The sequence below is a fragment of the Thioclava sp. genome, from assembly GCF_048263065.1.
Lineage (GTDB): Bacteria > Pseudomonadota > Alphaproteobacteria > Rhodobacterales > Rhodobacteraceae > Thioclava.
In genome coordinates this window covers 254,045-275,467 of the sequence record NZ_JBLXEM010000001.1, presented here as the reverse complement: position 1 = coordinate 275,467, position 21,423 = coordinate 254,045, and the positions used below count along the sequence as shown (strand labels likewise).

The 21,423-nt window shown below is 60.9% G+C and carries 23 protein-coding genes; 19 read left to right on the top strand and 4 right to left on the bottom strand.

Annotated features, from left to right (window positions below; translation table 11 throughout):
* Positions 1 to 101 precede the first annotated feature (101 nt).
* Positions 102 to 974: a phosphoserine phosphatase SerB gene (gene serB, locus ACN0SD_RS01435; protein ID WP_417806432.1), complete on the top strand. Its 873-nt coding sequence runs from the start codon at positions 102 to 104 to the stop codon at positions 972 to 974.
* Here serB and nagA read toward each other — a convergent pair.
* Together nagA and ACN0SD_RS01425 are read right to left on the bottom strand one after the other, a co-directional pair.
* Entirely contained in the window at positions 950 to 2,092 is a 1,143-nt protein-coding gene (gene nagA / locus ACN0SD_RS01430) for an N-acetylglucosamine-6-phosphate deacetylase (RefSeq protein WP_417806431.1), read from the bottom strand. The genes serB and nagA overlap by 25 nt on opposite strands.
* Positions 2,089 to 2,901 (bottom strand): BadF/BadG/BcrA/BcrD ATPase family protein, encoded by an 813-nt coding sequence (locus ACN0SD_RS01425; protein WP_417806430.1) that lies wholly within the window; start codon positions 2,899 to 2,901, stop codon positions 2,089 to 2,091. Before ACN0SD_RS01425 ends, nagA begins: the two co-directional genes overlap by 4 nt.
* Positions 2,902 to 3,034: 133 nt before the next feature.
* Between ACN0SD_RS01425 and ACN0SD_RS01420 the strand changes: the two genes are divergently transcribed.
* From ACN0SD_RS01420 to ACN0SD_RS01360, 13 genes are all read left to right on the top strand, one after another.
* Positions 3,035 to 5,149: an FAD-dependent oxidoreductase gene (locus ACN0SD_RS01420; protein WP_417806429.1), complete on the top strand. Its 2,115-nt coding sequence runs from the start codon at positions 3,035 to 3,037 to the stop codon at positions 5,147 to 5,149.
* Entirely contained in the window at positions 5,146 to 5,760 is a 615-nt protein-coding gene (locus ACN0SD_RS01415; RefSeq protein ID WP_417806428.1) for a CDP-alcohol phosphatidyltransferase family protein, read from the top strand. Before ACN0SD_RS01420 ends, ACN0SD_RS01415 begins: the two co-directional genes overlap by 4 nt.
* A 2-nt stretch (positions 5,761 to 5,762) precedes the next feature.
* Positions 5,763 to 6,956 (top strand): ABC transporter substrate-binding protein, encoded by a 1,194-nt coding sequence (locus ACN0SD_RS01410; protein ID WP_417806427.1) that lies wholly within the window; start codon positions 5,763 to 5,765, stop codon positions 6,954 to 6,956.
* Complete coding sequence (locus ACN0SD_RS01405) at positions 6,953 to 8,608, top strand: ABC transporter permease (RefSeq protein ID WP_417806426.1); 1,656 nt, start codon at positions 6,953 to 6,955, stop codon at positions 8,606 to 8,608. Before ACN0SD_RS01410 ends, ACN0SD_RS01405 begins: the two co-directional genes overlap by 4 nt.
* Positions 8,605 to 9,243 carry an ATP-binding cassette domain-containing protein gene (locus tag ACN0SD_RS01400; protein ID WP_417806425.1) on the top strand — a complete coding sequence of 213 codons (639 nt, stop codon included), beginning with the start codon at positions 8,605 to 8,607 and terminating at the stop codon, positions 9,241 to 9,243. Before ACN0SD_RS01405 ends, ACN0SD_RS01400 begins: the two co-directional genes overlap by 4 nt.
* Before the next feature lie 50 nt (positions 9,244 to 9,293).
* Positions 9,294 to 9,953, top strand: coding sequence for a hypothetical protein (locus ACN0SD_RS01395; RefSeq protein WP_417806424.1), 660 nt, complete (start codon positions 9,294 to 9,296; stop codon positions 9,951 to 9,953).
* A gap of 147 nt (positions 9,954 to 10,100) precedes the next feature.
* Positions 10,101 to 10,877, top strand: coding sequence for a DUF6478 family protein (locus tag ACN0SD_RS01390; RefSeq protein ID WP_417806423.1), 777 nt, complete (start codon positions 10,101 to 10,103; stop codon positions 10,875 to 10,877).
* 10 nt (positions 10,878 to 10,887) lie between these two features.
* On the top strand, positions 10,888 to 11,238 hold the full coding sequence (locus ACN0SD_RS01385) for a hypothetical protein (RefSeq protein WP_417806422.1): 351 nt from the start codon (positions 10,888 to 10,890) through the stop codon (positions 11,236 to 11,238).
* Between the two features lie 76 nt (positions 11,239 to 11,314).
* The gene (locus ACN0SD_RS01380; RefSeq protein ID WP_417806421.1) at positions 11,315 to 11,773 is read left to right on the top strand and encodes a RidA family protein; all 459 of its coding nucleotides are present in this window, start codon (positions 11,315 to 11,317) and stop codon (positions 11,771 to 11,773) included.
* A complete protein-coding gene (locus ACN0SD_RS01375) occupies positions 11,770 to 12,537 on the top strand; it encodes a glycerophosphodiester phosphodiesterase family protein (protein ID WP_417806420.1) in 768 nt (255 codons plus the stop codon). Before ACN0SD_RS01380 ends, ACN0SD_RS01375 begins: the two co-directional genes overlap by 4 nt.
* 57 nt (positions 12,538 to 12,594) lie before the next feature.
* Positions 12,595 to 13,767 (top strand): GNAT family N-acetyltransferase, encoded by a 1,173-nt coding sequence (locus ACN0SD_RS01370; RefSeq protein WP_417806419.1) that lies wholly within the window; start codon positions 12,595 to 12,597, stop codon positions 13,765 to 13,767.
* Between the two features lie 43 nt (positions 13,768 to 13,810).
* Entirely contained in the window at positions 13,811 to 14,692 is an 882-nt protein-coding gene (locus tag ACN0SD_RS01365; RefSeq protein WP_417806418.1) for a mechanosensitive ion channel family protein, read from the top strand.
* A gap of 56 nt (positions 14,693 to 14,748) precedes the next feature.
* Positions 14,749 to 15,111, top strand: a complete 363-nt coding sequence (locus ACN0SD_RS01360) for a 4a-hydroxytetrahydrobiopterin dehydratase (RefSeq protein WP_417806417.1) — start codon at positions 14,749 to 14,751, stop codon at positions 15,109 to 15,111.
* Between the two features lie 41 nt (positions 15,112 to 15,152).
* Here the strand turns inward: ACN0SD_RS01360 and ACN0SD_RS01355 are convergent, their stop codons facing one another.
* Positions 15,153 to 15,641: a peroxiredoxin gene (locus tag ACN0SD_RS01355; protein ID WP_417806416.1), complete on the bottom strand. Its 489-nt coding sequence runs from the start codon at positions 15,639 to 15,641 to the stop codon at positions 15,153 to 15,155.
* Between the two features lie 82 nt (positions 15,642 to 15,723).
* Between ACN0SD_RS01355 and ACN0SD_RS01350 the strand changes: the two genes are divergently transcribed.
* Genes ACN0SD_RS01350 through ACN0SD_RS01340 form a run of 3 tightly spaced genes read left to right on the top strand, consistent with a single transcriptional unit; the run spans position 15,724 to position 18,133 of the window.
* Positions 15,724 to 16,926 carry an NAD(P)/FAD-dependent oxidoreductase gene (locus ACN0SD_RS01350; RefSeq protein ID WP_417806415.1) on the top strand — a complete coding sequence of 401 codons (1,203 nt, stop codon included), beginning with the start codon at positions 15,724 to 15,726 and terminating at the stop codon, positions 16,924 to 16,926.
* On the top strand, positions 16,923 to 17,486 hold the full coding sequence (rsmD, locus tag ACN0SD_RS01345; RefSeq protein WP_417806414.1) for a 16S rRNA (guanine(966)-N(2))-methyltransferase RsmD: 564 nt from the start codon (positions 16,923 to 16,925) through the stop codon (positions 17,484 to 17,486). The genes ACN0SD_RS01350 and rsmD overlap by 4 nt, the downstream gene beginning before the upstream one ends.
* Positions 17,483 to 18,133, top strand: a complete 651-nt coding sequence (locus tag ACN0SD_RS01340) for an HAD family hydrolase (RefSeq protein WP_417806413.1) — start codon at positions 17,483 to 17,485, stop codon at positions 18,131 to 18,133. The genes rsmD and ACN0SD_RS01340 overlap by 4 nt, the downstream gene beginning before the upstream one ends.
* Before the next feature lie 18 nt (positions 18,134 to 18,151).
* Here the strand turns inward: ACN0SD_RS01340 and hemH are convergent, their stop codons facing one another.
* Positions 18,152 to 19,207 carry a ferrochelatase gene (gene hemH, locus ACN0SD_RS01335; RefSeq protein ID WP_417806412.1) on the bottom strand — a complete coding sequence of 352 codons (1,056 nt, stop codon included), beginning with the start codon at positions 19,205 to 19,207 and terminating at the stop codon, positions 18,152 to 18,154.
* Between the two features lie 110 nt (positions 19,208 to 19,317).
* Here hemH and otsB point away from each other — a divergent pair, with 110 nt between their 5' ends.
* Positions 19,318 to 20,064, top strand: coding sequence for a trehalose-phosphatase (gene otsB, locus ACN0SD_RS01330; RefSeq protein ID WP_417806411.1), 747 nt, complete (start codon positions 19,318 to 19,320; stop codon positions 20,062 to 20,064).
* A gap of 2 nt (positions 20,065 to 20,066) precedes the next feature.
* The gene (locus tag ACN0SD_RS01325) at positions 20,067 to 21,413 is read left to right on the top strand and encodes an alpha,alpha-trehalose-phosphate synthase (UDP-forming) (protein WP_417806410.1); all 1,347 of its coding nucleotides are present in this window, start codon (positions 20,067 to 20,069) and stop codon (positions 21,411 to 21,413) included.
* Positions 21,414 to 21,423 lie beyond the last annotated feature (10 nt).

Sequence of the window (21,423 nt, the reverse complement as noted above, 5' to 3'; positions counted from 1 at the left end):
ATCTCTTTGCCGCACGGAACAGCGGCGAGCTATGGCCTGCGCGGTAAAATTGCGCTAAGCGCCCTTTGCCAATTGATCCGCTACGTCCCGAAGGAGCGCGCATGTTCATCGTCACGCTGATTGCCGACCCGTCACAGGCCAATCTGGATCAGGCCACGCTGGATGCGCTGTGCGGGGCTTGGGGGGGTGGGGCGGCGCGGTGGCTGAACCCGAATGTGGCCGCCGAATTTTCCTGCGACACCGTGCCGCGCAATGCCGCCGAGGCTTGGGAAGGCCTGCAGGGCTTAGGTGTTGATCTGGTGGTGCAGCCTAGCTCGGGACGGCGCAAGAAGATGCTGCTGGCCGATATGGACAGCACGATGATCCAGCAGGAATGCATCGACGAGCTGGCCGATGTGGCCGGTGTGGGGGCGCGGGTCAAGGATATCACCGCGCGGGCAATGAATGGCGAGCTGGATTTTGAAGGAGCGTTGACGGAACGAGTCGGCTTGCTCAAAGGCTTACCCGATAGCGTGATCGACGAGGTCATCGAAACGCGGATCAGTTTCATGCCGGGTGGGCATGATTTGCTGGCCACAATGAAGGCAAACGGGGCCTACTGCGCGCTGGTGTCGGGGGGATTTACCGCCTTTACTGGGCATGTCGCCAAGACCTTGGGCTTTGACGAGAACCGCGCAAATACGCTGCTGGTTGCGGATGGGCATTTGACCGGCGATGTGGCCCGCCCGATCCTCGGGCGCGAGGCGAAGGTGCAGGCCTTGCTTGAGATTTCCGAAAAGCTGGGAATTGCCCATGGCGAGGTCATGGCGGTGGGCGATGGCGCGAATGATCTTGGGATGCTGGGGCTGGCTGGGGCCGGAGTGGCGCTGCACGCCAAGCCCTCGGTCGCGGCCCAATGCGATATTCGCATCAACCACGGCGATCTCAGCGCATTGCTGTATATTCAGGGCTATGCGGTGACAGATTTCGCCTGACCGCCCTGCCAGACACGAGTAAGCGCCCAGTTTTCATCGAAATGCACCAGATCGGCAGGCAGGCCAGGCGCGATCTGACCCAATGGCGCGCCGATCGCTTGTGCCGGAACGCGGGTGGCCATGGCGAGAGCGCGCTCAGGCGCGACGCCGACCGTCTCAATCATCAGGCGGATCGCCTGGGGCAGTGACAGATCGGCCCCAGCCAGCGTGCCATCTTCCAGCCGAAGCGCCCCGTCTTGGCGCAGTATTTTGCGCCCTGCGAGGTCGAATTCCGCCATATTAGTGCCTGAACAGGCCATCGCATCGCTCACCAGAAACAGATCGCCAGATTGCTTGGCTGCCAGCGCGAGGCGAATCGTTTCGGGATGCACGTGAATGCCATCGGCGATCAGCCCCGCCGACACTGGCAAGGCGAGCGCAGCGCCCACCAGACCGGGCTCGCGGCTGCCAAGCTGGCTCATCGCGTTAAACAGATGGGTGACCATGCGCGCTCCGGCCTGCACTGCGGTCTGGGCCTGCTCAAAACTGCACTCGGAATGGCCGAGACTGACGATAATTCCGCCATCCGAGAGCCGCGCGATCTGCTTTGGCGTGGCCGAGGCGGGCGAGAGCGTCACGATCAGCGCTGGCAGCCCAGTTTTCGCCTCGAGAAGCAGCTCGATATCGCCCTCATCCATCGGGCGGATCAGGCCGGGCGGATGGCAGCCGGGGCGCTTGGGGTCAAGATGAGGGCCTTCCAGATGCAGACCGGCAAAGCCCGGCACGCGCCCAACGGCCGTCACGCCAGCCGCCAGCACGGTTTGCGTGGCGGCAAAGCTGTCGGTAATCAGTGTCGGTAGGATTGCGGTCGCGCCAAGGGCTGCGTGGGCGGAGCAGATCGTGGCAAGGTAGTCTTGGGTCACGTCCCCGTCCAGCATCACCCCGCCACCGCCATTGACTTGCAGATCAACCAGACCGGGGGCGAGCACGCCATCGGGCAGCGCGATGATGTCGCCCGAGGGAGCCTCGGCCAGTGGCAAAATCGCCGAAATTCGACCCTGTTCCAGCACAATTGCACGGTTTTCAAGTATCTTGGACCCGTCAAAGATCCGCGCGGCTTCGATTATAAGTTGACTCATGTTCGACCCTCCATCGCCATCGCCAATGCCCCGTCAAGCGAGTTTCCTAACGCGTCCTGCGCGGGCCAATCCGAGAGCGCAAGCAGTTTGCCCAACCCTCCGATCCAAGTGACCGGCAGCGGGGACTCGGGTTGCAGCAAAGTGATCGCGGCGCGGATTTCGGCCTTGGCCTGATCACGGATCTCATAGGCTGCGGTATCATCGCTATTGAGCACACGCGGCGCATATGCGGCCCAATCGGCCGGTGTGGCGCGTAAGCTAAAGGCGATCAGACCCGCGCGACCGTCCCATTCGCTTAGTGCATCGCGCAAAAGCGGCGTGACCTCGCGAAACCCATCAGAGGCTCGCGCGGCCGTCCTGCCAAGCGCGCGACCTATCCAAGCCCCCGAGCCTTCATCGCCTAGACGCAGCCCCCAGCCGCCAATGGAATGGATCACACCGCCCATCTGGCGCGCAAAAACCGAGCCGGTGCCGATGGCCGCCACGATCCCGTCGCCCGTGCCCAGCGCGCCACGTACTGAGGTGGTTACGTCTTGCACCACGCGCGTCTCAAACGGGAGTTGCGCAGCAAGCGCCTCGGCGGCGTCGCCGAGATTCGCGCCTGCGAGCCCGAGAACAGCGCGCAGATCGGCTATCTCGACGCCCGCCATCGCCTCATTGCAAGCCGCGCGGATGTTTTGCGCAGCGCTTTCGAAATCGCTTGCGATATTGGCCGGGCCCGCTGATCCGCGCCCGATAATTTGGCCTGTTTCGTCGGCCAGAACCGCGCGGCATCCACTGCCGCCCCCGTCGAGTCCAAGAAAATGCATCCCTGCCTCCATTTGCGACGTAACACTGCCAAAGCCACGCGATGAGCGAAAGAGTGTAACGAAATGCACCACTGAAACGTCTTGGGAAAGTAGCCTGCGGGCTTTATCACTAAAACGACACATGCGGGGACCGATGCGCAAACCATTTATATTCACGGCACTGATCGTGGTGGCTGTCATAGCGACCTTTATCGTGTCCGATCCGAGCCCGGACTCGTTGCGCAATCTGCGCGACGGTTTGCATGGTTGGCAAGCCAGCTATCCGCTGGCGCTTCCGATCGGGTTTTTCGTTCTTTATGTGACGATTGCGGCTCTGTCCTTGCCGTTTGCGCTATGGATGACGCTGCTGGGCGCGGCGTTGTTCGGGTTCTGGCAAGGCTTGGTGTTGATCTCGTTTGCCTCGTCTATCGGGGCGCTTCTGGCGTTTTTGGTGGGCCGTTACCTGATGCGCGACTGGGTGCGGGGTAAGCTGGGAAACCGGTTGGGCGCGATTGAAAAGGGCGTGGCGCGCGACGGGGCGTTTTATTTGTTTTCGCTGCGGTTGATCCCGGTCGTGCCGTTCTTCGTGATCAATCTGGCGTTCGGTTTGACGCAGATGAAGGCGCTGCGGTTTTACATTATTTCGCAGCTTGGGATGTTGCCGGGGACGGTGGTGTATGTGGCCGCCGGCGCGCAGCTTGGGCAGCTTGACAGCTTGTCGGGTATTCTGTCGCCCGGATTGCTTGGCGCGTTTGTGTTGTTGGCGATTTTCCCGTGGATCGCGCGGGCAGGGCTGCGAATTGTGGCGCGTCAGCGTGTTTATCGCAGCTTTACGCGCCCGAAGTCGTTTGATCGCAACTTGACCGTGATCGGCGCGGGGGCGGCGGGCTTGGTGGCGTCCTATGTCGCGGCGCAAGCCAAGGCTAAGGTGACCTTGGTGGAGCAGGCGCAGATGGGCGGCGATTGTCTCAATTCCGGCTGTGTTCCGTCCAAGGCGCTGATTGCATCGGGGCGTGCGGCGGCGAATGCGCGCGCAGGGGCCGCGTTGGGCGTCAGCAGCGCGCCGCATGTGGATTGGTCGCGGGTGACAGCGCGGATTTCCGAGGTGATCGCGACGATTGCCCCTAATGATTCGCCTGAGCGCTACGAAAGCTTGGGCGTTGAGGTGAAACACGGTCATGCCACGCTGATCGACCCGTGGACCGTGGAAGTTGACGGCCAGCGCTGGACTAGCCGCGCGATTGTTCTGGCGACAGGGGCCGCACCGGTGATCCCGCCCTTGCCGGGGCTGGATCAGGTCGAACCACTAACCTCGGAAACACTGTGGGCGGCGCTGGCTGCGCGCCCTGCCCCGCCCGAGCGAATGGTCATTCTGGGTGGTGGACCAATAGGCTGCGAGTTGGCGCAAGCGATTGCACGGCTTGGCGGTGGCGTGACGCTGGTCGAGGCGGCAGATCGCTTGGTTTTGCGCGAGGAGCCCGAGGTGTCACAAGCGCTGGAAGCGGCGCTGCGGGCGGATGGTGTCGATGTGAAAATCGGCGCGAAAGCGGTGCAATTCGGCGCGGATGATGGCAAATGGGTCGAGTTGGACGATGGCACGCGGATCGCGTTTGACATGCTGCTGGTCGCCGTGGGTCGGCGTGCGCGGCTTGAGGGGTATGGGCTGGAAGCGCTGGGTATTCGCACCGATCGGGTGATCGAAACCAATGCGTATCTTGAAACGCTGCTACCCAATATCCTTGCTGCAGGTGACGTCGCAGGACCGTTGCAACTGACCAATGCGGCCGGTCATCAAGGCTGGATTGCGGCGGCCAATGCGCTTGCGGCCCCGTTCTGGCGGTTCAAAGCGCATGGCACGCCAATTCCGGCGGCGGTGTTCACGGCACCCGAGGTCGCGCGAGTCGGGTTAACTGTGGCCGAGGCCGACGCTCAAGAGACCGCGCATGAGGTGGTGCGCTATCCACTTGGCGATCTGGATCGTGCCATTACTGAGGGCGCGCGCGAGGGGTTCGTGCAGATCATTACGGCGAAAGGCTCGGACAAGATTTTGGGCGCGACCGTGTTGGGCGATCACGCGGGCGAAATTCTGGCGGAGATCACGCTGGCGATGCGCCACAAGCTGGGGCTAGGTAAGATCCTGTCCACGCCCCATATCTATCCAAGCTGGTCGGAAGCTGCGAAAAACGCGGCCGGGCGCTGGCGTCAGAGGCATGTGAATCCGCGCATGTTGGCGCTTGCGAGCCGGTTCATGGAATGGAGGCGCGGATGATTGACGCAACGCTTTTACCGCTTCAACGCGCGATGTTGCGCTCACCCGCAACCGCCTTGGCCGCGCGCGGCGTGCGCGCCGATCAGGTGACTGTGACGGGGTTTGCGATCGGGGTGCTGGCGATCCCGGCGCTAATGATGCACGCCTTTTGGCTGGCGCTGGTGTTGATATTGCTCAACCGACTGGCTGATGGGCTCGACGGGGCCATCGCGCGGATCAACGGGCCGACGGATCGCGGGGCTTTCCTGGATATCGCACTCGATTTTGTGTTTTACGCGCTGGTACCGGTAGGGTTTGCACTCGCCGATCCGACGCGAAATGCACTGGCTGCCAGCGTGTTGATCGCGGCATTCGTGGGTAGCGGGTCAAGCTTTCTGGCGTTTGCCTCAATTGCCGCGAAGCGCGACATGAGCGCCGAAAGCTACCCGAGCAAAGGCATCTACTATCTGGGCGGGCTGACTGAGGGGGCCGAGACGATCTTGTTCTTTGCCGCGATCTGCCTGTTTCCCGCAGCCTTTCCCCTACTCGCCTATCTGTTCGCTTTGGCGTGTGGCCTGACCACGCTAACCCGCTGGCTGATGGGCTGGCGGGCGTTTTCCGACACGGAGTAAGCATGAAGAAACTTGTTATCGCATTGAGTCTTGCGGCGTCTTTTGCGCTGGGCACTCCGGCATTGGCGGATTGGGCACGAACGCAGGCCGAGGGCAGGGGTCAGACGGTGTATTTCAACGCTTGGGGCGGCGATCCGCGCACCAATGCGTTTATCGACTGGGTGTCAGAGCGGATGCAGGTGCGCTATGGCGTCACGGTGGAGCAGGTCAAGCTAAGTGATACGTCCGAGGCGGTGTCGCGCGTGCAGGCCGAGAAAGCGGCTGGTAAAGACACGGGCGGCGCGGTGGATCTGATGTGGATCAACGGGCCGAATTTTCTGGCGATGAAACAGGCGGGGCTGTTGGCGGGGCCATTTCTGGCCGATCTGCCGAACGCAAAATATCTTGATCTTGCGGCGGGATCAGCGGCCACGACCGATTTCACCGTGCCGACTGAAGGGTATGAAAGCCCGTGGCGGCTTGCGAAGTTTGTCTTCGCCTATGATGCGGATCGGGTGAGCGACCTGCCCGAAGATATGGCGGGGCTTGACGCATGGGCGGCAGCGCATCCGGGGCGGTTTACCCACCCGAATCCGGCGAATTTCATGGGCGCGACGTTCCTTAAGCAGGCTTTGGTCGAGATGGCGCCAGATCCGGCGGCTTTGGCCAGCCCCGTCACGGATGCGGCTTATATCGAAGAAACCGCGCCGCTTTGGGTGTGGTATGACGCATTGCGTCCCAACCTTTGGCGCGAGGGTCGCGATTTCCCCGAAAACGAAAGTGCGCAGGCTCAGCTTTTGGCGGATGGAGAGACTGATTTCGCGATGTTCTTTGATCCGGCGGCTCCTGCCGCATTGATCCAACAACAGATTTTGCCGCCCAGCGTGCGCGTTTGGGTGCCTAAAGATGGGACCATCGGAAATATGTCATTCGTCGCGATTCCCTATAACGCGGCGCACCGGGCGGGGGCCGAATTGGTGGCGAATTTCCTGCTAGATCCGGCAACGCAGGCGCACATGCAGAATATCGACGTTTTGGGCAGCTATTCGGTGCTCGATCCGGCCAAGCTGGATGATGCGGCCAAGGCAGATTTCACGACCTTGCCGACAGCGCCAGCGCTGCCGAGCCTCGCGGATCTGGGGCCAACCTTGCCCGAACCGCATCCCAGTTGGATGACCCGACTGACCGAGGATTGGGCCAAGCGCTACACGAAATGATCGCCGCCCGAGCCCTGTTCCTGTTGCTGTTTGGCGCGCCGGTTTTGATTGGCGTGGGGCTGACGCTTGGCACGGCGCTGGGCTGGCAGCCGGGGATCGGGCGGTTTGATCTGGGCGGGCAGGGCTTTGCGCAGGCGCTCGCCCTACCCGGTTTTACCAGCAGCTTGCGACTGACGCTAATCACGGGGATTGGGGCAACGTTAGGGTCGCTTTTTGTCTCTGTTCCGCTGGGCTTGTGGCTTGTCAGAAAAGCGGGCGCGGTGCGGTTTCTGACGCCTATTTTGGCGGTTCCCCATGCCGCGCTGGCGATTGGATTGGCGTTTTTGCTATCGCCTTCGGGCTGGGCGGCGCGGCTGATCTCGCCTTGGGCAACGGGTTGGGATCTGCCGCCTGCGCTGGTTACGGTCGGCGATCCTTGGGGCATGACGCTGATCCTAGGGCTGATGCTAAAAGAGGTGCCGTTTCTGGTGCTGGCGACGTTGGTGGCCGCTGGGCCACGCGATATTTCTGGGCAGATGGCGGCGGGGCGTGCGCTTGGGTATCCGCGCGGGCAGGTTTGGCGGCTGATGATCTGGCCACAGCTTTATCCGGCGCTGCGCCTACCCGTGCTGATCGTGTTGGGGTTTTCGCTGTCGGTGGTGGACATGGCGTTGGTGCTGGGGCCGTCGAATCCGCCGGTGATGGCGGTGCAGATTTTGCGGCTGTTCGGCGCGCCCGATCCGGCGATGGCGCAGCCTGCCTCGGCGATGGAGGTGATTTTGCTGGGGGTGATGGCGGCTAGTCTGCTGACGTGGTTGGCGGGTGAGCGGTTGGTGGTGGTGCTTGGTCGTGCTTGGCTGCGCCGGGGGGGGCGGGGGCATCGCGGCGCGCAGATGGTCGGGCCGTTTATGGCGATCATCGGGATGGGCTTGGGGATTGGCGCGCTGGGGGCGTTGGTGCTGTGGAGCATGGCGACGTTCTGGCGCTTTCCCGATGCGTGGCCGAGCGGGTTCTCAACGCGGCTTTGGCGGGCTGCTGATTGGGTCGGGCCGACATTAAACACGCTGGCTCTGGCTGTGGCGAGCACCACGATTGCGCTATGTTTGGCTCTATTTTGGCTTGAGATCGAGGATCGCACGCAGCGGAGGTTGCATCTGGGATGGATGATCGCGATGCCCCTGTTGCTGCCCCAGATCGGGTTTTTGCAAGGGTTGACGACCGGGTTCCTGTGGCTGGGCCTACCGCCCAGCGCGGTGGCCGTGACTTGGGCTGAATTATTGTTCGTGTTTCCCTATGTGATGATCGCTCTGGCGGGTCCGTGGCGGGCGCTTGACCCCGCCTTGATGGCGAGCGCGGCGAGCCTTGGTGCGGGGCCGTTGCGGCGGCTCTTGGCGGTGAAGCTGCCGATGCTGCTCGCGCCGATTATGATGGCGGTGGCGATTGGGGTTGCGGTATCGGTGGCGCAATATCTTGCCGTGCTGCTGCCCGGTGCGGGGCGGGTGCAGGTGCTTGCGACTGAGGCTGTGGCGCTGGCATCGGGTGCGGATCGACGTTTGGCGGCGATCATGGCGCTAATGCAGGCGGCGCTGCCGCTAATGGGCTATCTTTTGGCCTTGGCGCTGCCGCTTTGGTTGCATCGTAATCGGCGCGGGCTGCGCGGGGGAACGCTATGAGTTTGGTTCTAAGCAATGTGAGCCTGATCGCGCCGGGAGCAGAGGCTGCGTTGTTCGCGCCGCTCTCGCTGTCAGTCGCGCCCGGCGAAACGGTCTGCGTGATGGGGCCGTCCGGCGTCGGGAAATCCAGCCTGATCGCGCATATCGGCGGGCATCTGCCACGCGGGTTTCGCTCCACAGGGGCAATCACGCTCAACGGCAGCGATCTGGGGGTGCTACCGGCGGAAAAACGCGATGTTGGGGTCTTATTTCAAGACGCGCAGCTTTTTCCGCATCTGTCGGTGGGCGACAATCTGGCCTTCGGGTTGCGCGCAAAGGTGCGCGGGCGCGAAGCGCGGCATGAGGCTGTGGCAGCGGCGCTGGAGCAAGCCGGTCTGGCAGGGTTTGCGATCCGCGATCCAGCAACGCTTTCGGGCGGGCAGCGGATGCGGGTGGCGCTGATGCGTGCATTACTGGCACAGCCGCGCGCCATTCTGATTGATGAGGCGTTTGCGCGTCTTGATACGGGGCTGCGAGAAGACATCCGCACCTTTGTTCTGGGCCATATCGCCGCATCTGCAATACCGGCACTGATGGTCAGCCATGATGAACAAGACGCACTGGCAGCCGATCGTGTGGTGCATTTGGGTCGATAAACCGGCTGTCAGGCTTGCGAGCCGCGCGGCAACAATCTATCTGTTTTGCCATGTTAGTCAGTTTCATGCCCGTCAATCGCCCCTCCCCGTTCAAGCCCATAATCGCGGCCTCGCTTGCGTTGATGCTGGCAGGTTGCGTGCCCACTGGAATGGGCAGCACGCAAGTGGGTCAGGCGCGCACGACATTAGCGGATGGTGCGTTGACCATCGCTGCCCCCAAAGGCTGGTGCGTTGATCCCAAAACGCTGAGCGATCAGCGCAATGGCGGGTTCGTCTTGTTTGGCAATTGCGCCGCGATTTCGGGCAATCCCGACGATGCGCGCGCGACCGAGCCTGCCTTGCTAAGTGCGACCGTGGGTCCGCCCACCGTTAAGGACGAAAACGGCAAGCTTAGCCATGATCGGCTGAAGCGAATGGAGACATTTTTTCGTTCGGATATCGGGCGCGCGGCGCTGTCGCGGTCTGGCGAAAGCTCTGACGTGAAAATCCTGCACTCCGAGATATCGCAAGACATGCTATTGTTGCGCATTCAGGATCGCTCGCAAAGTGGCGGGCCGCCAGTGGCACAGATTTACTTGCGCGCAATCGCTGACTTGGGTGGGCGCATTACAGCGCTTTCCGTTATGCCGCTGAAAGATGGAGAGATGAGCGCCCAGGCGCAGAAGGTGCTGATTACGCGCTTTGCCGAGGCTATTCGGAGCGCGAATTAAGAGTGGTTCGGGCCGTTTATCAGGAAGACAGTTGAAGAATTTTGCGCGATATTTTTCGAAATGCCCTTTCGCGTAAAGAAACGATAAGAAATAACTGTTTCGATATTGGAAATTGACGCGCCTGCGGGCGATGAAACTTGGATTTGGATGGCAAAGACACCGCGAAGTTCCTTTCTTGACCGTGTGGTTCAGCGGCGCGCTTTGGCCCGGTGGCGCGAGGCTGCGCGGGCTGCGGGCAGTCTGGATTTGGCGCAACTGCCGCTTTTGCGTTCGGATGCGCGTGCGCTGCGTCGTGAAATCGACGTTGTGTTGCATCAAGTTGAAGGGCGACTGCAACTTCCCCGGATTGGGGCCGATTCGGTTCCTGCACCGCCCACAAGTGACTGGACATGGCGACCCGAATTGTGGCGCGGTCCCGTTTCGCCTTTTGGCGTGGCGGGGGCGCAAAACCGCGCGCAACTGGGCCGTGAGTTGACGCTGTTTCACGATTGCCCCGAATCCGAGATCACGCTGCGCCAGATTCGCAACCGCCACGAGACCGACCTCGCACCGTTTGCGCTGCGCATGGATGTGTTTCGCTTTGGCGGCTCGTTTTTGTCCTTCGCACTGGATCTGCCCGAGACCGCGTTGCGCGGGCTGCATCTGAACCATCTTGTGCGACTGGATTTAAAGCTGGAACTCGAGCGCCCGCTTGAGATTTTCTGTAGGCTCAACGTCAAGCATGGGCCGAATAACGAACAACTGGTGCGTGAGATGCCCTTGTCGCAGGGCGATAGCTTTGTGGAATTTGATCTGGCCTACACGCGGATGAACGAAAAGCGGCTGGAAAAAGCTTGGGTCGACATCATTTTTGAACGCCCCGCGATGAACCAGATTGTGCTGCGCGACATGACGTTCTCGCGCTACGCACGGGCCGATATATGAGGGGGTTGCCATGCTGGAAATGACGCGCTTACGAGCTGGTCACTGGGAGGCGATCTGTCATCAGGAGGCCGCACCGGATTTGGAAGTGCTGCATCTGGGTCAGGTGTTGGACGGGCTGACGGTTAGCGGCAAGGCAGGTGAATGGCAGGTCTCACAACCGATCCCCGCAGAGCTGCTGTCAGATGGCGTGCTAAGTTTCGTTGTCCGCGATTGCGCCAGTGGCGGCGAGGTTGCGCATTTCACAATTGTGGCAGGCGAACCGCTGGCCGATGATCTGCGCGCCGAGATCGAATTGCTGCGCGCCGAGTTGGATCTGTTGAAACAAGCGTTCCGCCGCCATTGCGCCGAGAGCGAGGGCTAAATCGCGCGGCATGGTTTTGTCCTTGCGAGCGGCGTTTCGCGCGCCTAGCCTCCGGCGCAAATTCATGGAGGCGAAAATGGCGAAAATCGAAGCGCGACTGGAAGAACTCGGGATCAGCTTGCCTGCGGCCCCAGCGCCTGCGGCAAACTATGTGCCATTCGTGCGCAGCGGGAACTTGCTGTATGTCTCGGGACAAATTTCGAACGGGCCGGACGGGCTGATCTTGGGGCGTCTTGGTGCAAGTATGGACGCCACTGAGGGCGCATTGGCCGCGCGGTTTTGCGGATTGGCACTGATCGCGCAGGCCAAGGCGGCGTTGGGCGATCTGGACCGCGTGACGCGGGTGGTCAAGCTGACTGGTTTTGTGAATTGCACGCCCGATTTTACCGAGCAACCCAAGGTCGTGAACGGCTGTTCCGATTTGATGGTCGAGGTGTTTGGTGATGCGGGCCGTCATGCGCGCGCCGCCGTCGGAGCGCCAAGCCTGCCGCTCGGCGTTGGCGTTGAAATCGAGGCGATTTTCGAGGTCGAATGATGGCGCTGCATCCTGCATTCCTGACCCAACCGCTGGCACATCGCGCGCTGCACGATAAGGCGGCGGGTCGCCCTGAAAACAGCCTCGCGGCGATGCGCGCGGCGATTGCGGCGGGCTACGGGATTGAACTTGATCTGCAGCCCTCGGTGGATGGCGTGGTGATGGTGTTTCACGATTACAGCCTGCAACGGCTGACCGGGGAAACCGGCCCCGTGAAGGGGCGCAGCGCGGCGGAGCTGTCGAAAATCGTGCTGAGTGGCGGGGATACGGGCATCCCAACGCTCGCCGAAGTGCTGGCGTTGGTGAACGGACGCACGCCGCTGTTGATCGAGATCAAGGATCAGGACGGCGCGATGGGCCCCGATGTCGGCCCGCTCGAGGCGGCGGCGGCAAAGTTGCTGCGCGATTACGCCGGGCCGCTGGCGGTGATGTCGTTCAATCCGCATTCGATCGCGGCGTTTTCCAAAGCTGCGCCGGAGATTTGCGTTGGGCTGACAACATCAGCTTATCACGCGCAGGACTGGAAATTGCTGCCAGCCGCACGGCGCGAGGCATTGCGTGCGATCCCCGATTTCGACGCGCTGGGCGCGCAGTTCATTTCGCATGAGGCAAAGGATTTGGAGTCACAACGCGTGGCAGAGCTGAAGGCGCGCAATGTGCCGGTGTTGTGCTGGACGATCCGCTCGCTTGAAGCCGAAACGCAGGCGCGCCGCGTGGCCGATAACGTCACCTTTGAGGGCTATCTTTCGCCACTGCCCGCTTGACCAAAAGACGGCTCGCCCCAAGTTCAGCGAAAGACCCCACAAATCCCGGCAGGTGTCATGGACCAAAGCGTCGAAATCACGCTTCATTCGGATATTTCCGAAATAAGCGAAACTGATTGGAATGCCTGCGCCTGCGCAGAGGTTGCGCTGGGCGCGCGGGCCTATGATCCGTTCACAACACATCGGTTTTTAGCCGCTTTGGAGATATCTGGATCGGTTGGGCCGGGGACCGGCTGGGACGCGCGCCATTTGGTGGCGAAAGTCGAGGGCCGAGTGATTGGTGTCGCGCCGCTTTATATCAAAAGCCATTCTCAGGGCGAATATGTGTTCGATCACGGCTGGGCGGATGCGTTCGAGCGCGCCGGCGGGCGCTATTACCCCAAGCTGCAATGCGCAGTGCCGTTTACGCCAGTGGCGGGGCGTCGGCTGTTGGTGCTGCCGGATCTGGAAGAGATGGGGCGCAGTGCGCTACTGACAGGCATGGCGCAGATTGCCGAGGACGCGGGTGTGTCATCGGTGCATATGACATTTTGCACGCAACCCGAGATGACCGCCGCGCAAGATGCTGGCTGGCTTGCGCGGATCGGCCAGCAGTTTCACTGGATCAATCGCAACTATACCAGTTTTGACGATTTTCTCGCCGAGCTTTCCTCGCGCAAACGCAAGGCGCTGCGCAAGGAGCGCGCGCGAGCGCAGGCCTTCGGCGGACAGATTGTCCAGCTTACGGGAGATGATATTCTCCCCGAGCATTGGGATGCGTTCTGGACGTTTTATCAAGATACCGGCAGTCGAAAATGGGGGCGCCCCTATCTGACGCGGGCTTTTTTCGATGCGCTGCACGAGATGCGTGAGGATGTGCTGTTGGTGCTGGCGCTGCGTGATGGGCAGCCGATTGCAGGGGCGCTTAATATCATCGGGCGCGACGCGCTGTTCGGGCGCTATTGGGGCTGCGTCGAAGATCACCCCTTTTTGCATTTTGAACTGTGTTATCATCAGGCCGTCGATTGGGCGATTGCGCATGGGTTACAGCGGGTTGAGGCCGGGGCGCAGGGCGAACACAAGCTCGCGCGCGGCTATCTGCCTGTGCCGACCTATTCAGCGCATTGGATCGGTCATGAGGGGCTGCGCCGCGCCATCGCCGACTATCTAGAGGCCGAGCGTGCCGCTGTCGGCGAAGACATCGAAATATTGACCGAGATGGGGCCGTTTCGGACCCACAGGGAACCGTGACGGGCATAGGGCGTTTGTCACAGGACATATCAAGGGGACTTTTATGACTTTGGACGATCTTACCAATGTTAGCGGGTGGCTGACACAGTCGCGTATCGACGCGGCAATCCTTGTGGCGATAAATGTTCTGGCTGCGCTGGTAATCCTGCTGGTCTCTATGTCGATCTCGGCTTGGGCGAAGCGGAGGATCGTAGGGCTGTCGAACAATCATCAAAAGCTTGATGACACCCTGTTCGGTTTTCTGGGAAATCTAGCGAAATACCTGATCCTCGGGCTCGGGATTATCTTCATTCTCAATCGCTTTGGTATTCAGACGACATCGCTGGCCGCCTTGATCGGTGCCGCAGGTCTCGCCGTGGGTCTGGCGCTGCAAGGGGCGCTGAAGAACTTGGCCGCCGGGGTTATGATCATCATGTTTCGCCCGTTCCGGCAGGGAGATTTCATCGAGGCGGGCAGTGAAAGCGGCACGGTAAGTGAAATCCAGCTGTTTTACACGGTTTTAACGACCTATGACGGGTTGCAGATCATCGTTCCCAACAGCGATATCTGGTCGAGCTCGATCATAAACTACTCGGCCAATGCGACGCGGATGATGGATTTGACGATCGGTGTTGCCTACGATGCCGATCTGAAAAAGACCCAGTCTATTTTGGAAGACCTTGCAACTTCGGACTCGCGCGCTTTGTCTGACCCTGCGCCGACGATACGGGTGAAGGCGCTGGGGGATAGCTCGGTTGATTTCACCTTCCGGGTCTGGGCCAATTCAAGCGATTACTGGGGTTTGCAATCCGAGTTGCTGCGCAAGATCAAAGAAGAGTTCGACGCCAATGATATCGGCATTCCCTTCCCGACGCGCACGCTTGAAGTCGTGCAGGTGCCGCGCATCGAAACTGCACAGAAGCCTGTGCAAAGCGGTGCGGCCTGAGTTGCAGGCAGGCGCGGGGGTGCTACGTTTCGTCAGATGCGGTATGGGAGAACGATATGACCACAAAGCTAGACTCCGAGGAACGCAAAGCACTGTTGCGCGGGCTGGAAGATACCGGATGGCGCGCAGCAGATAGCGCGGATGCGCTGATCAAGCGGCTGATCTTTAAAGATTTCTCGACCGCGTGGGGATTCATGTCGCAGGCCGCGCTTTGCGCCGAGAAAATGGATCACCATCCCGATTGGCGCAACGTTTACAATAAGGTCGAAATCACGCTGATGACGCATGATTGCGGGGGTTTGAGCGTTCTAGATATTGAATTGGCGCGCGCGCTTGACGCCTTGGTTGGCGATCAGGGTGAAGTCGATCGCGATATCGGGCGTCCGATCATGCGGCTCGCGGATGGGATCCCCGAATAGGGTTGGGCAGGCGGAGGGCTGATGCGCTCCGCCTGTCGCACTCAGATTGCAGCCAGCAAGCTTTCGCCCGCTGATGCCTCGCAGGTGCCGGGGCTTTCCTCAAGATGCAGCACTTTCACGACGCCATCCTCGACCAGCATCGCATAGCGGCGTGAGCGATTGATAAGACCCGCCGGGGGGGCGCTGAAATCCATGCCGATGGCTTGGGTGAACGCGCCTTCGGCATCGGCGAGCATCGTCAACCCAGCCTCGGTGGCCCCCGTCGACTCACCCCAAGCCTGCATCACAAAAGGGTCGTTGACGGCAATGCATATGATCTCATCCACGCCCTTAGCTACAAACGCATCTTTGGTGCGCATAAAGCTGGGAACATGCGCGGTCGTGCAAACCCCTGTATAAGCGCCCGGCACGGCAAAGATTACAATCTTGCGGCCTTTCATCTTATCCCCAAGACTGACATCTTGCGGGCCCTCGGCACCCATCGCGAGGAAGGTGGCGCCGGGAAGGACGTCTCCGGTTGTAATGGTCATCGAAAGCTCCGTTGTTGTCGCGTTGCGTTTATCGCCCGCAACGATATAGGGTCAGGCGCGGATCAGGCCAGTGGAGAGTTGCATGAGCGGGATCGTTATTGTCGGAGCGGGTCAGGCAGCAGCCTCAATGGCGGCGAAATTGCGTGGCCTCGGTTATGATGGCGCGATCAGCGTTCTTGGTGCGGAACCCGTGCCCCCTTACCAGCGCCCGCCCCTGTCCAAGGCTTATCTGCTGGGGGAAATGGCGGTTGAGCGACTGACGCTGCGCGCCGATACCTGGTGGGCGGAAAACGATGTGAGCCTGCATCTGAACACGACGGTGACGGCGATTGATCCAAGTGCGCGAGTGGTCACTTTATCGGATGGCGATAGCCTTGATTATATCGAGTTGGCGCTTTGCACGGGGGCCACGCCCAAACGCTTGCCAGCCGCAATCGGCGGGGCGTTGGGCAACGTGTTTACAGTGCGCAATCTGGCCGATGTCGATGCGATGCGCGCGCTATTTGTGGCAGGCAAGCGGTTGGTGGTGATCGGCGGCGGCTATATCGGTCTTGAGGCGGCAGCGGTGGCGCGCAAACTGGGCCTTGAGGTCACGCTGATTGAGGCCGCTCCGCGTATTCTGGGCCGCGTCGCTTGTGCGCAAACCGCCGATGCGATCCGCGCGCTGCATCGCGCACATGGGGTCGAGATCATCGAAGGAGTGGGCCTGACACAGTTGACGGGGGATGCGCAGGTCACCGGGGCGGAGCTGCAAGATGGCCGCAAAATCGCTGCGGATTTCGTGGTTGTCGGCATTGGGGTGACCCCGGATGACGAGATTGCGCGCGCGGCTGGCCTCGATTGTGAAAATGGCATCGCAGTGGATTTGCAAGGGCGCACATCTGACCCGCATATCTGGGCGGCGGGCGATTGCGCGTCCTTCCCGATGGCGGATGGCAGGCTGCGGCTGGAAAGCGTCGGCAATGCGATTGATATGGGTGAGTTGGTTGCGCAGAACATGCTGAGCGCGGGGTGCGATTACAGCCCCAAGCCGTGGTTCTGGTCCGATCAGTTCGATGCCAAGCTGCAGATCGCGGGGCTCAATGCAGGATATGATGAGGTGATCGCGCGCAACGGCGAGGGCCAAAGCTTTTGGTATTTCCGCGCGGGGCAGTTGATCGCCGTCGATGCGCTTAGCGATGCGCGCGCCTACATGATCGGCAAGCGGCTGATCGAGGGGGGTAAGCCCGTCACCCCCGCGCAGGTGGCCGATCCAGACACCGACCTGAAAGCCTTGCTGAAATGAGAATTATCGGCGGCGCGCGGCGCGGATTGAAGCTGGCTGATGTGGGGGCGGGCGATGCGCAGGCGCATCTGCGCCCGACGACCGACCGGGTGCGCGAAAGCATCTTTAACCTATTGATCAATGGCGGGCATGGAAACCCGCTGGAAGGCGCGCGGGTGCTTGATTTGTTTGCTGGCACTGGTGCGCTCGGGCTTGAGGCCTTATCGCGCGGTGCGGCACGGGTCGCTTTTGTTGATGACGGCACGGTGGCGCGCGCGCTGATACGCCAAAACATCGACGCGATGCGCGCGATGGGCGTCACGGATGTCTGGCGGCGCGATGCGACCAAGATGGGGCAGTGCCGGGGCCCGGGCTATGACCTGATCTTCCTTGATCCGCCTTATGGGATGGGTCTGGGTGAGCGCGCGATTGCCTCATGTCTTGAAGGCGGTTGGATCGCTCCCGGCGCGATGATCGTCTGGGAGGAAAGCGCCGCGCCAATCGTTCCCGCCCCATTGCTGCAAATTGACCAGCGCCGCTATGGCGACACGCTGGTCACGTTGGCGAGGAACCCCGAATGAACGTGCAAGCCGTGCTGTTTGATTGCGACGGGGTGCTGGTGGATAGCGAGCCCGCGACCTTTGATCTTCTGGGCGAGGAACTCTCTGCGCATGGCCTGATGATGTCGCATAAGGCGATGGAACACATGTTTATTGGCGGCACCATCGAAGGCGTCGCACGTCAGGCGCGCGAGATGGGCGCTACCCTGCCCGCCGATTGGGTCGAGAGCTATTACACCCGGCTCTATGCACGGCTGCGCGAGGGGGTCGCGCTGATGCCGGGGATTGCGGAACTGCTCGATCGGCTCGATGCAGCGGGCATCGCCTATGCGGTGGGCTCGAACGGGCGCATGGCTAAAATGGAAGCCACGCTAAGCCAGTATCCCGACATCAAGGCGCGTCTCGACGGACGACTGTTCTCGGGTCAGGATATGGGCTGCCCGAAACCCGCGCCGGATCTGTATCTGCATGCGGCACGCGCCGTTGGGGCCGATCCGGGCGCATGCGTGGTGATTGAGGACAGCCCGACAGGCGCGGGGGCTGCGAAAGCCGCGGGAATGCGCTGTTTGGGCTATGCACCGCAGGGGCCGAATCCGCACCTAGCCGCAGAAGGCGCGGAGTTGTTTACCGATATGGCGCAGGTGCCAAAATTGATCGGTTTGGGCTGATTTAAGTGGGAATAGGGTCTATTCGATCCAGCCCGCCAGATTTTCCTGCACCAGATCCATCAGCGCCGCGATATGCAGATCGTCGTCATTCAGGCAGGGAATATAGGTGAACGTCTCGCCGCCCGCATGTTTGAACGCTTCGCAGATCTCGCCGTTGATCTCTTCGAGCGTCTCGATGCAATCGGCGGAAAAGGCGGGCGAAATCACCGCGATATTCTTTTTGCCAGCCTTGGCGAGTTCGGCAACATGTTCGACCGTGTAGGGCTTGAGCCAAACCTCACGGCCAAAGACCGACTGGAAGGTCGTGTCGATGCTGTCCTTGTCCCAGCCCAGCCGCTCGCGCAGCAGGCGCGAGGTTTTCTGGCATTGGCAATGGTAGGGATCGCCCTCCATCAGATAGCGCTGCGGCATCCCGTGATACGAGGCCACCAGCACATCGGGTTTGGTATCCAGCGTGGCATATACGCGCTCAACCGAGCTTGCGAGCGCCTCGATATAGCTGGGGCGATCGAAATATTCGGGGGCGACACGCGCGGCAGGCTGGCGTTTCTGCTTCATCAAGGCGCGGAAGAATTCATCATTGGCCGTGGCCGAGGTCGGGCCGGCATATTGCGGATAAAGCGGCACAAACAGTATCTTTTCACAGCCCTGCTCGACCATGCGGTCCACCACCGATTGCGTCGAGGGGTTGCCGTAGCGCATGCAGTAATCGACCACCACCTCAGCCCCGTAGTGCTGCGAAGCCGCCGCGCGCAGCTTGGCAACCTGCTGCTTGGTGATCGTCATCAGCGGGCTTTCATCGGCTTCGTTGTTCCAGATCGTTTTATAATTCGCGCCGCTGGTAAAGGGCCGCTTGGTTAGGATGATTAACTGCAAAAGCGGCTGCCATTTCCAGCGAGCGATATCGACGACCCGGTGGTCGGACAAAAACTCGCTCAGATATCGACGCATCGACCAGTAATCCGTGCCGTCCGGCGTTCCAAGATTGGCCACAAGCAAGCCGATTTTGGCGGCTTTCACGGGCGGATGGTCGGCTGGCGCATGGGCAAGGCGCGTGGCGGCGTCATTCGTCATCTGTCACTGTCCTGTCTTTAGTCTTCTGGAACCTGATCCCGGCTTAACGGGTTTCCCGGTCAGGTCAATGCGGCCTATCCAACCGGGACAGGATCACTTACGTTCGCACCATGACTTTGGATGACAAAACCCCCGCCAAACCGGAACCGCCCGCCCTGAACGCTGCGGGGGATGCTCTTTTTCTGGATTTCGACGGCTGTCTTGTCGAGATTGCGCCCACCCCCAATGCCATCAAAGTGCCCGATGATTTGCCCGACGTTTTGCAGGAGTTGTCCGCGCATCTCAACGGGGCGCTTGCCATCGTGTCAGGGCGTTCTTTGCACGAGTTAGAGACGTTTTTGCGAGGGTTTGACGGGCCTATGGTGGGCTCTCATGGGGCCGAGGCACGCGGCATGACCGCGCCGATGGCGCATCAGCCTGAGGGCCTGTTGGAGTTGCAAAAAGAGATGGTGGATTTCGCAAGCAATCTGGGCCTGCTGTATGAACACAAAAGCCATGGCGGCGCGGTGCATTTTCGTGCAAATCCGCATCGGCAAACAGACGTTGAAACCTTTGCCCAAGAGCTGGCCGATCGCTATCACGAATTTTCCGTGCAGCCTGCGAAGATGGCAGTAGAACTGCGTCCTGCGGGGTTTTCTAAGGACGGCGCGCTGGCGCTTTTGTCCGGCCTGCCCGTCTTTGGCGCCCGCCGCCCGGTCTATGCGGGCGATGATACCACCGACGAGCCCGCGCTGGCTTGGGCTGAAGAACATGGTGGTTTCGGGATCAAGATAGGCGCGGGCGACAGTGTTGCGCGGTTTCGACTGGATGCGCCAAATCAGTTGCGCGTGTGGCTGTCTGCGGCGTTGGAGGGCTGAGCGTGGGACGATTGATATGCCTATCAAACCGCATTCCCACCGGGGCGAACCCCTCGGGCGGGCTGGTCGTGGCGCTGGGCGATGTTCTCACCGAAAACGGCGGATTATGGATCGGCACGTCGGGCGAGATTGCCGAACAGCCCGGCACCGCGCTGCGCGAGATCAAGGGCGGGCCGTTCAAGCGGCTGTGCTTTGATCTGACCGAAGAAGAGCACGCGCTGTATTACGACGGTTATTCCAATTCGGTGCTGTGGCCCCTGTTTCACGGCCGCACCGATCTGATGCAGATTCAGCACGAATATCTGAACTCTTACAAGCAGGTGAATCGGCGGCTGGCCAAGATGCTTGCGCCGATCATCCAGCCCGATGACCGGATCTGGGTACATGATTTCCATTTTCTGCCATTGGCCTATGAACTGCGCGCACTGGGCGTGCAAAGCCCTATGGGGTTCTTCCTGCACACGCCGTTTCCCGGCCCGATCTCAATGCAGGCCCTGCCCAACGGGCGTGAGATTTGCCAGTGGTTGTCGAATTTTGATTTGGTGGGATTGCAGGCCGAGCGCGATGTGCGCGCCTGTCTGGCCTCAATGGTCGAGATCGGTGGTGGTTCGGATTTGGGCAACGGCTTTGTGCACCTGTCGCCGCGTCAGTGCCGCATCGAGGCGTTTCCGATTTCCATCGACGCGGGCGAATTCAAAACGCTTGCCGAGCGCGAGATCGAAAAGCTGCCCGCAGGCATCATCAAAGCCAATCGCAGCCTGATGATCGGGGTGGATCGGCTGGATTATTCAAAGGGCGTGCCGCAAAGGTTTCGCGCTTTTGGCGAGTTTCTGGAACGCCACGAGGATTGGCACCGTCATGTCTCGCTGATCCAGATTTCCCCGCCCACACGCGAAGGCGTGCCCGCCTATGACGACATTCGCGAAGAGACCGAGCATCTTTCGGGCCGCATCAACGGGCAATTCGCCGATATCCAATGGGCACCGATCCGCTTTATCAACCGTCCCGTGCCGCGCGCGGTTCTAGCGGGGCTGTATCGGGCCTCGCAAGTAGGGTTGGTGACGCCGCTGATGGATGGGATGAATCTGGTGGCCAAGGAATATATCGCGGCGCAAAACCCCGAAAATCCCGGCGTGCTGATCTTGTCGCAATTTGCTGGCGCGGCCGAACAGATGGAGGAGGCGCTGATCGTCAATCCCCATGACACCGAGCAGATGGCGACCTCGATGCTCACCGCTTTGCTGATGTCGCTGTCTGAACGGCGTGAGCGGTATCACGCACTGATGAGGGGGCTGACCACATACGATGTTCACTGGTGGTCAAAAGCGTTCTTAACCGCGCTGGGGTAGACGGCGGTGG

Coding starts and splice junctions, on each gene's coding strand:
- ACN0SD_RS01385 (WP_417806422.1), top strand. CDS start 10,888: ATGCTGGAAATGACGCGCTTACGAGCTGGTCACTGGGAGGCGATCTGT.
- ACN0SD_RS01375 (WP_417806420.1), top strand. CDS start 11,770: ATGATGGCGCTGCATCCTGCATTCCTGACCCAACCGCTGGCACATCGC.
- ACN0SD_RS01410 (WP_417806427.1), top strand. CDS start 5,763: ATGAAGAAACTTGTTATCGCATTGAGTCTTGCGGCGTCTTTTGCGCTG.
- ACN0SD_RS01350 (WP_417806415.1), top strand. CDS start 15,724: ATGAGCGGGATCGTTATTGTCGGAGCGGGTCAGGCAGCAGCCTCAATG.
- serB (WP_417806432.1), top strand. CDS start 102: ATGTTCATCGTCACGCTGATTGCCGACCCGTCACAGGCCAATCTGGAT.
- ACN0SD_RS01420 (WP_417806429.1), top strand. CDS start 3,035: ATGCGCAAACCATTTATATTCACGGCACTGATCGTGGTGGCTGTCATA.
- rsmD (WP_417806414.1), top strand. CDS start 16,923: ATGAGAATTATCGGCGGCGCGCGGCGCGGATTGAAGCTGGCTGATGTG.
- ACN0SD_RS01370 (WP_417806419.1), top strand. CDS start 12,595: ATGGACCAAAGCGTCGAAATCACGCTTCATTCGGATATTTCCGAAATA.
- ACN0SD_RS01400 (WP_417806425.1), top strand. CDS start 8,605: ATGAGTTTGGTTCTAAGCAATGTGAGCCTGATCGCGCCGGGAGCAGAG.
- hemH (WP_417806412.1), bottom strand. CDS start 19,207: ATGACGAATGACGCCGCCACGCGCCTTGCCCATGCGCCAGCCGACCAT.
- ACN0SD_RS01415 (WP_417806428.1), top strand. CDS start 5,146: ATGATTGACGCAACGCTTTTACCGCTTCAACGCGCGATGTTGCGCTCA.
- ACN0SD_RS01365 (WP_417806418.1), top strand. CDS start 13,811: ATGACTTTGGACGATCTTACCAATGTTAGCGGGTGGCTGACACAGTCG.
- ACN0SD_RS01360 (WP_417806417.1), top strand. CDS start 14,749: ATGACCACAAAGCTAGACTCCGAGGAACGCAAAGCACTGTTGCGCGGG.
- ACN0SD_RS01355 (WP_417806416.1), bottom strand. CDS start 15,641: ATGACCATTACAACCGGAGACGTCCTTCCCGGCGCCACCTTCCTCGCG.
- ACN0SD_RS01425 (WP_417806430.1), bottom strand. CDS start 2,901: ATGCATTTTCTTGGACTCGACGGGGGCGGCAGTGGATGCCGCGCGGTT.
- otsB (WP_417806411.1), top strand. CDS start 19,318: ATGACTTTGGATGACAAAACCCCCGCCAAACCGGAACCGCCCGCCCTG.
- ACN0SD_RS01340 (WP_417806413.1), top strand. CDS start 17,483: ATGAACGTGCAAGCCGTGCTGTTTGATTGCGACGGGGTGCTGGTGGAT.
- ACN0SD_RS01380 (WP_417806421.1), top strand. CDS start 11,315: ATGGCGAAAATCGAAGCGCGACTGGAAGAACTCGGGATCAGCTTGCCT.
- ACN0SD_RS01390 (WP_417806423.1), top strand. CDS start 10,101: ATGGCAAAGACACCGCGAAGTTCCTTTCTTGACCGTGTGGTTCAGCGG.
- ACN0SD_RS01405 (WP_417806426.1), top strand. CDS start 6,953: ATGATCGCCGCCCGAGCCCTGTTCCTGTTGCTGTTTGGCGCGCCGGTT.
- ACN0SD_RS01395 (WP_417806424.1), top strand. CDS start 9,294: ATGTTAGTCAGTTTCATGCCCGTCAATCGCCCCTCCCCGTTCAAGCCC.
- nagA (WP_417806431.1), bottom strand. CDS start 2,092: ATGAGTCAACTTATAATCGAAGCCGCGCGGATCTTTGACGGGTCCAAG.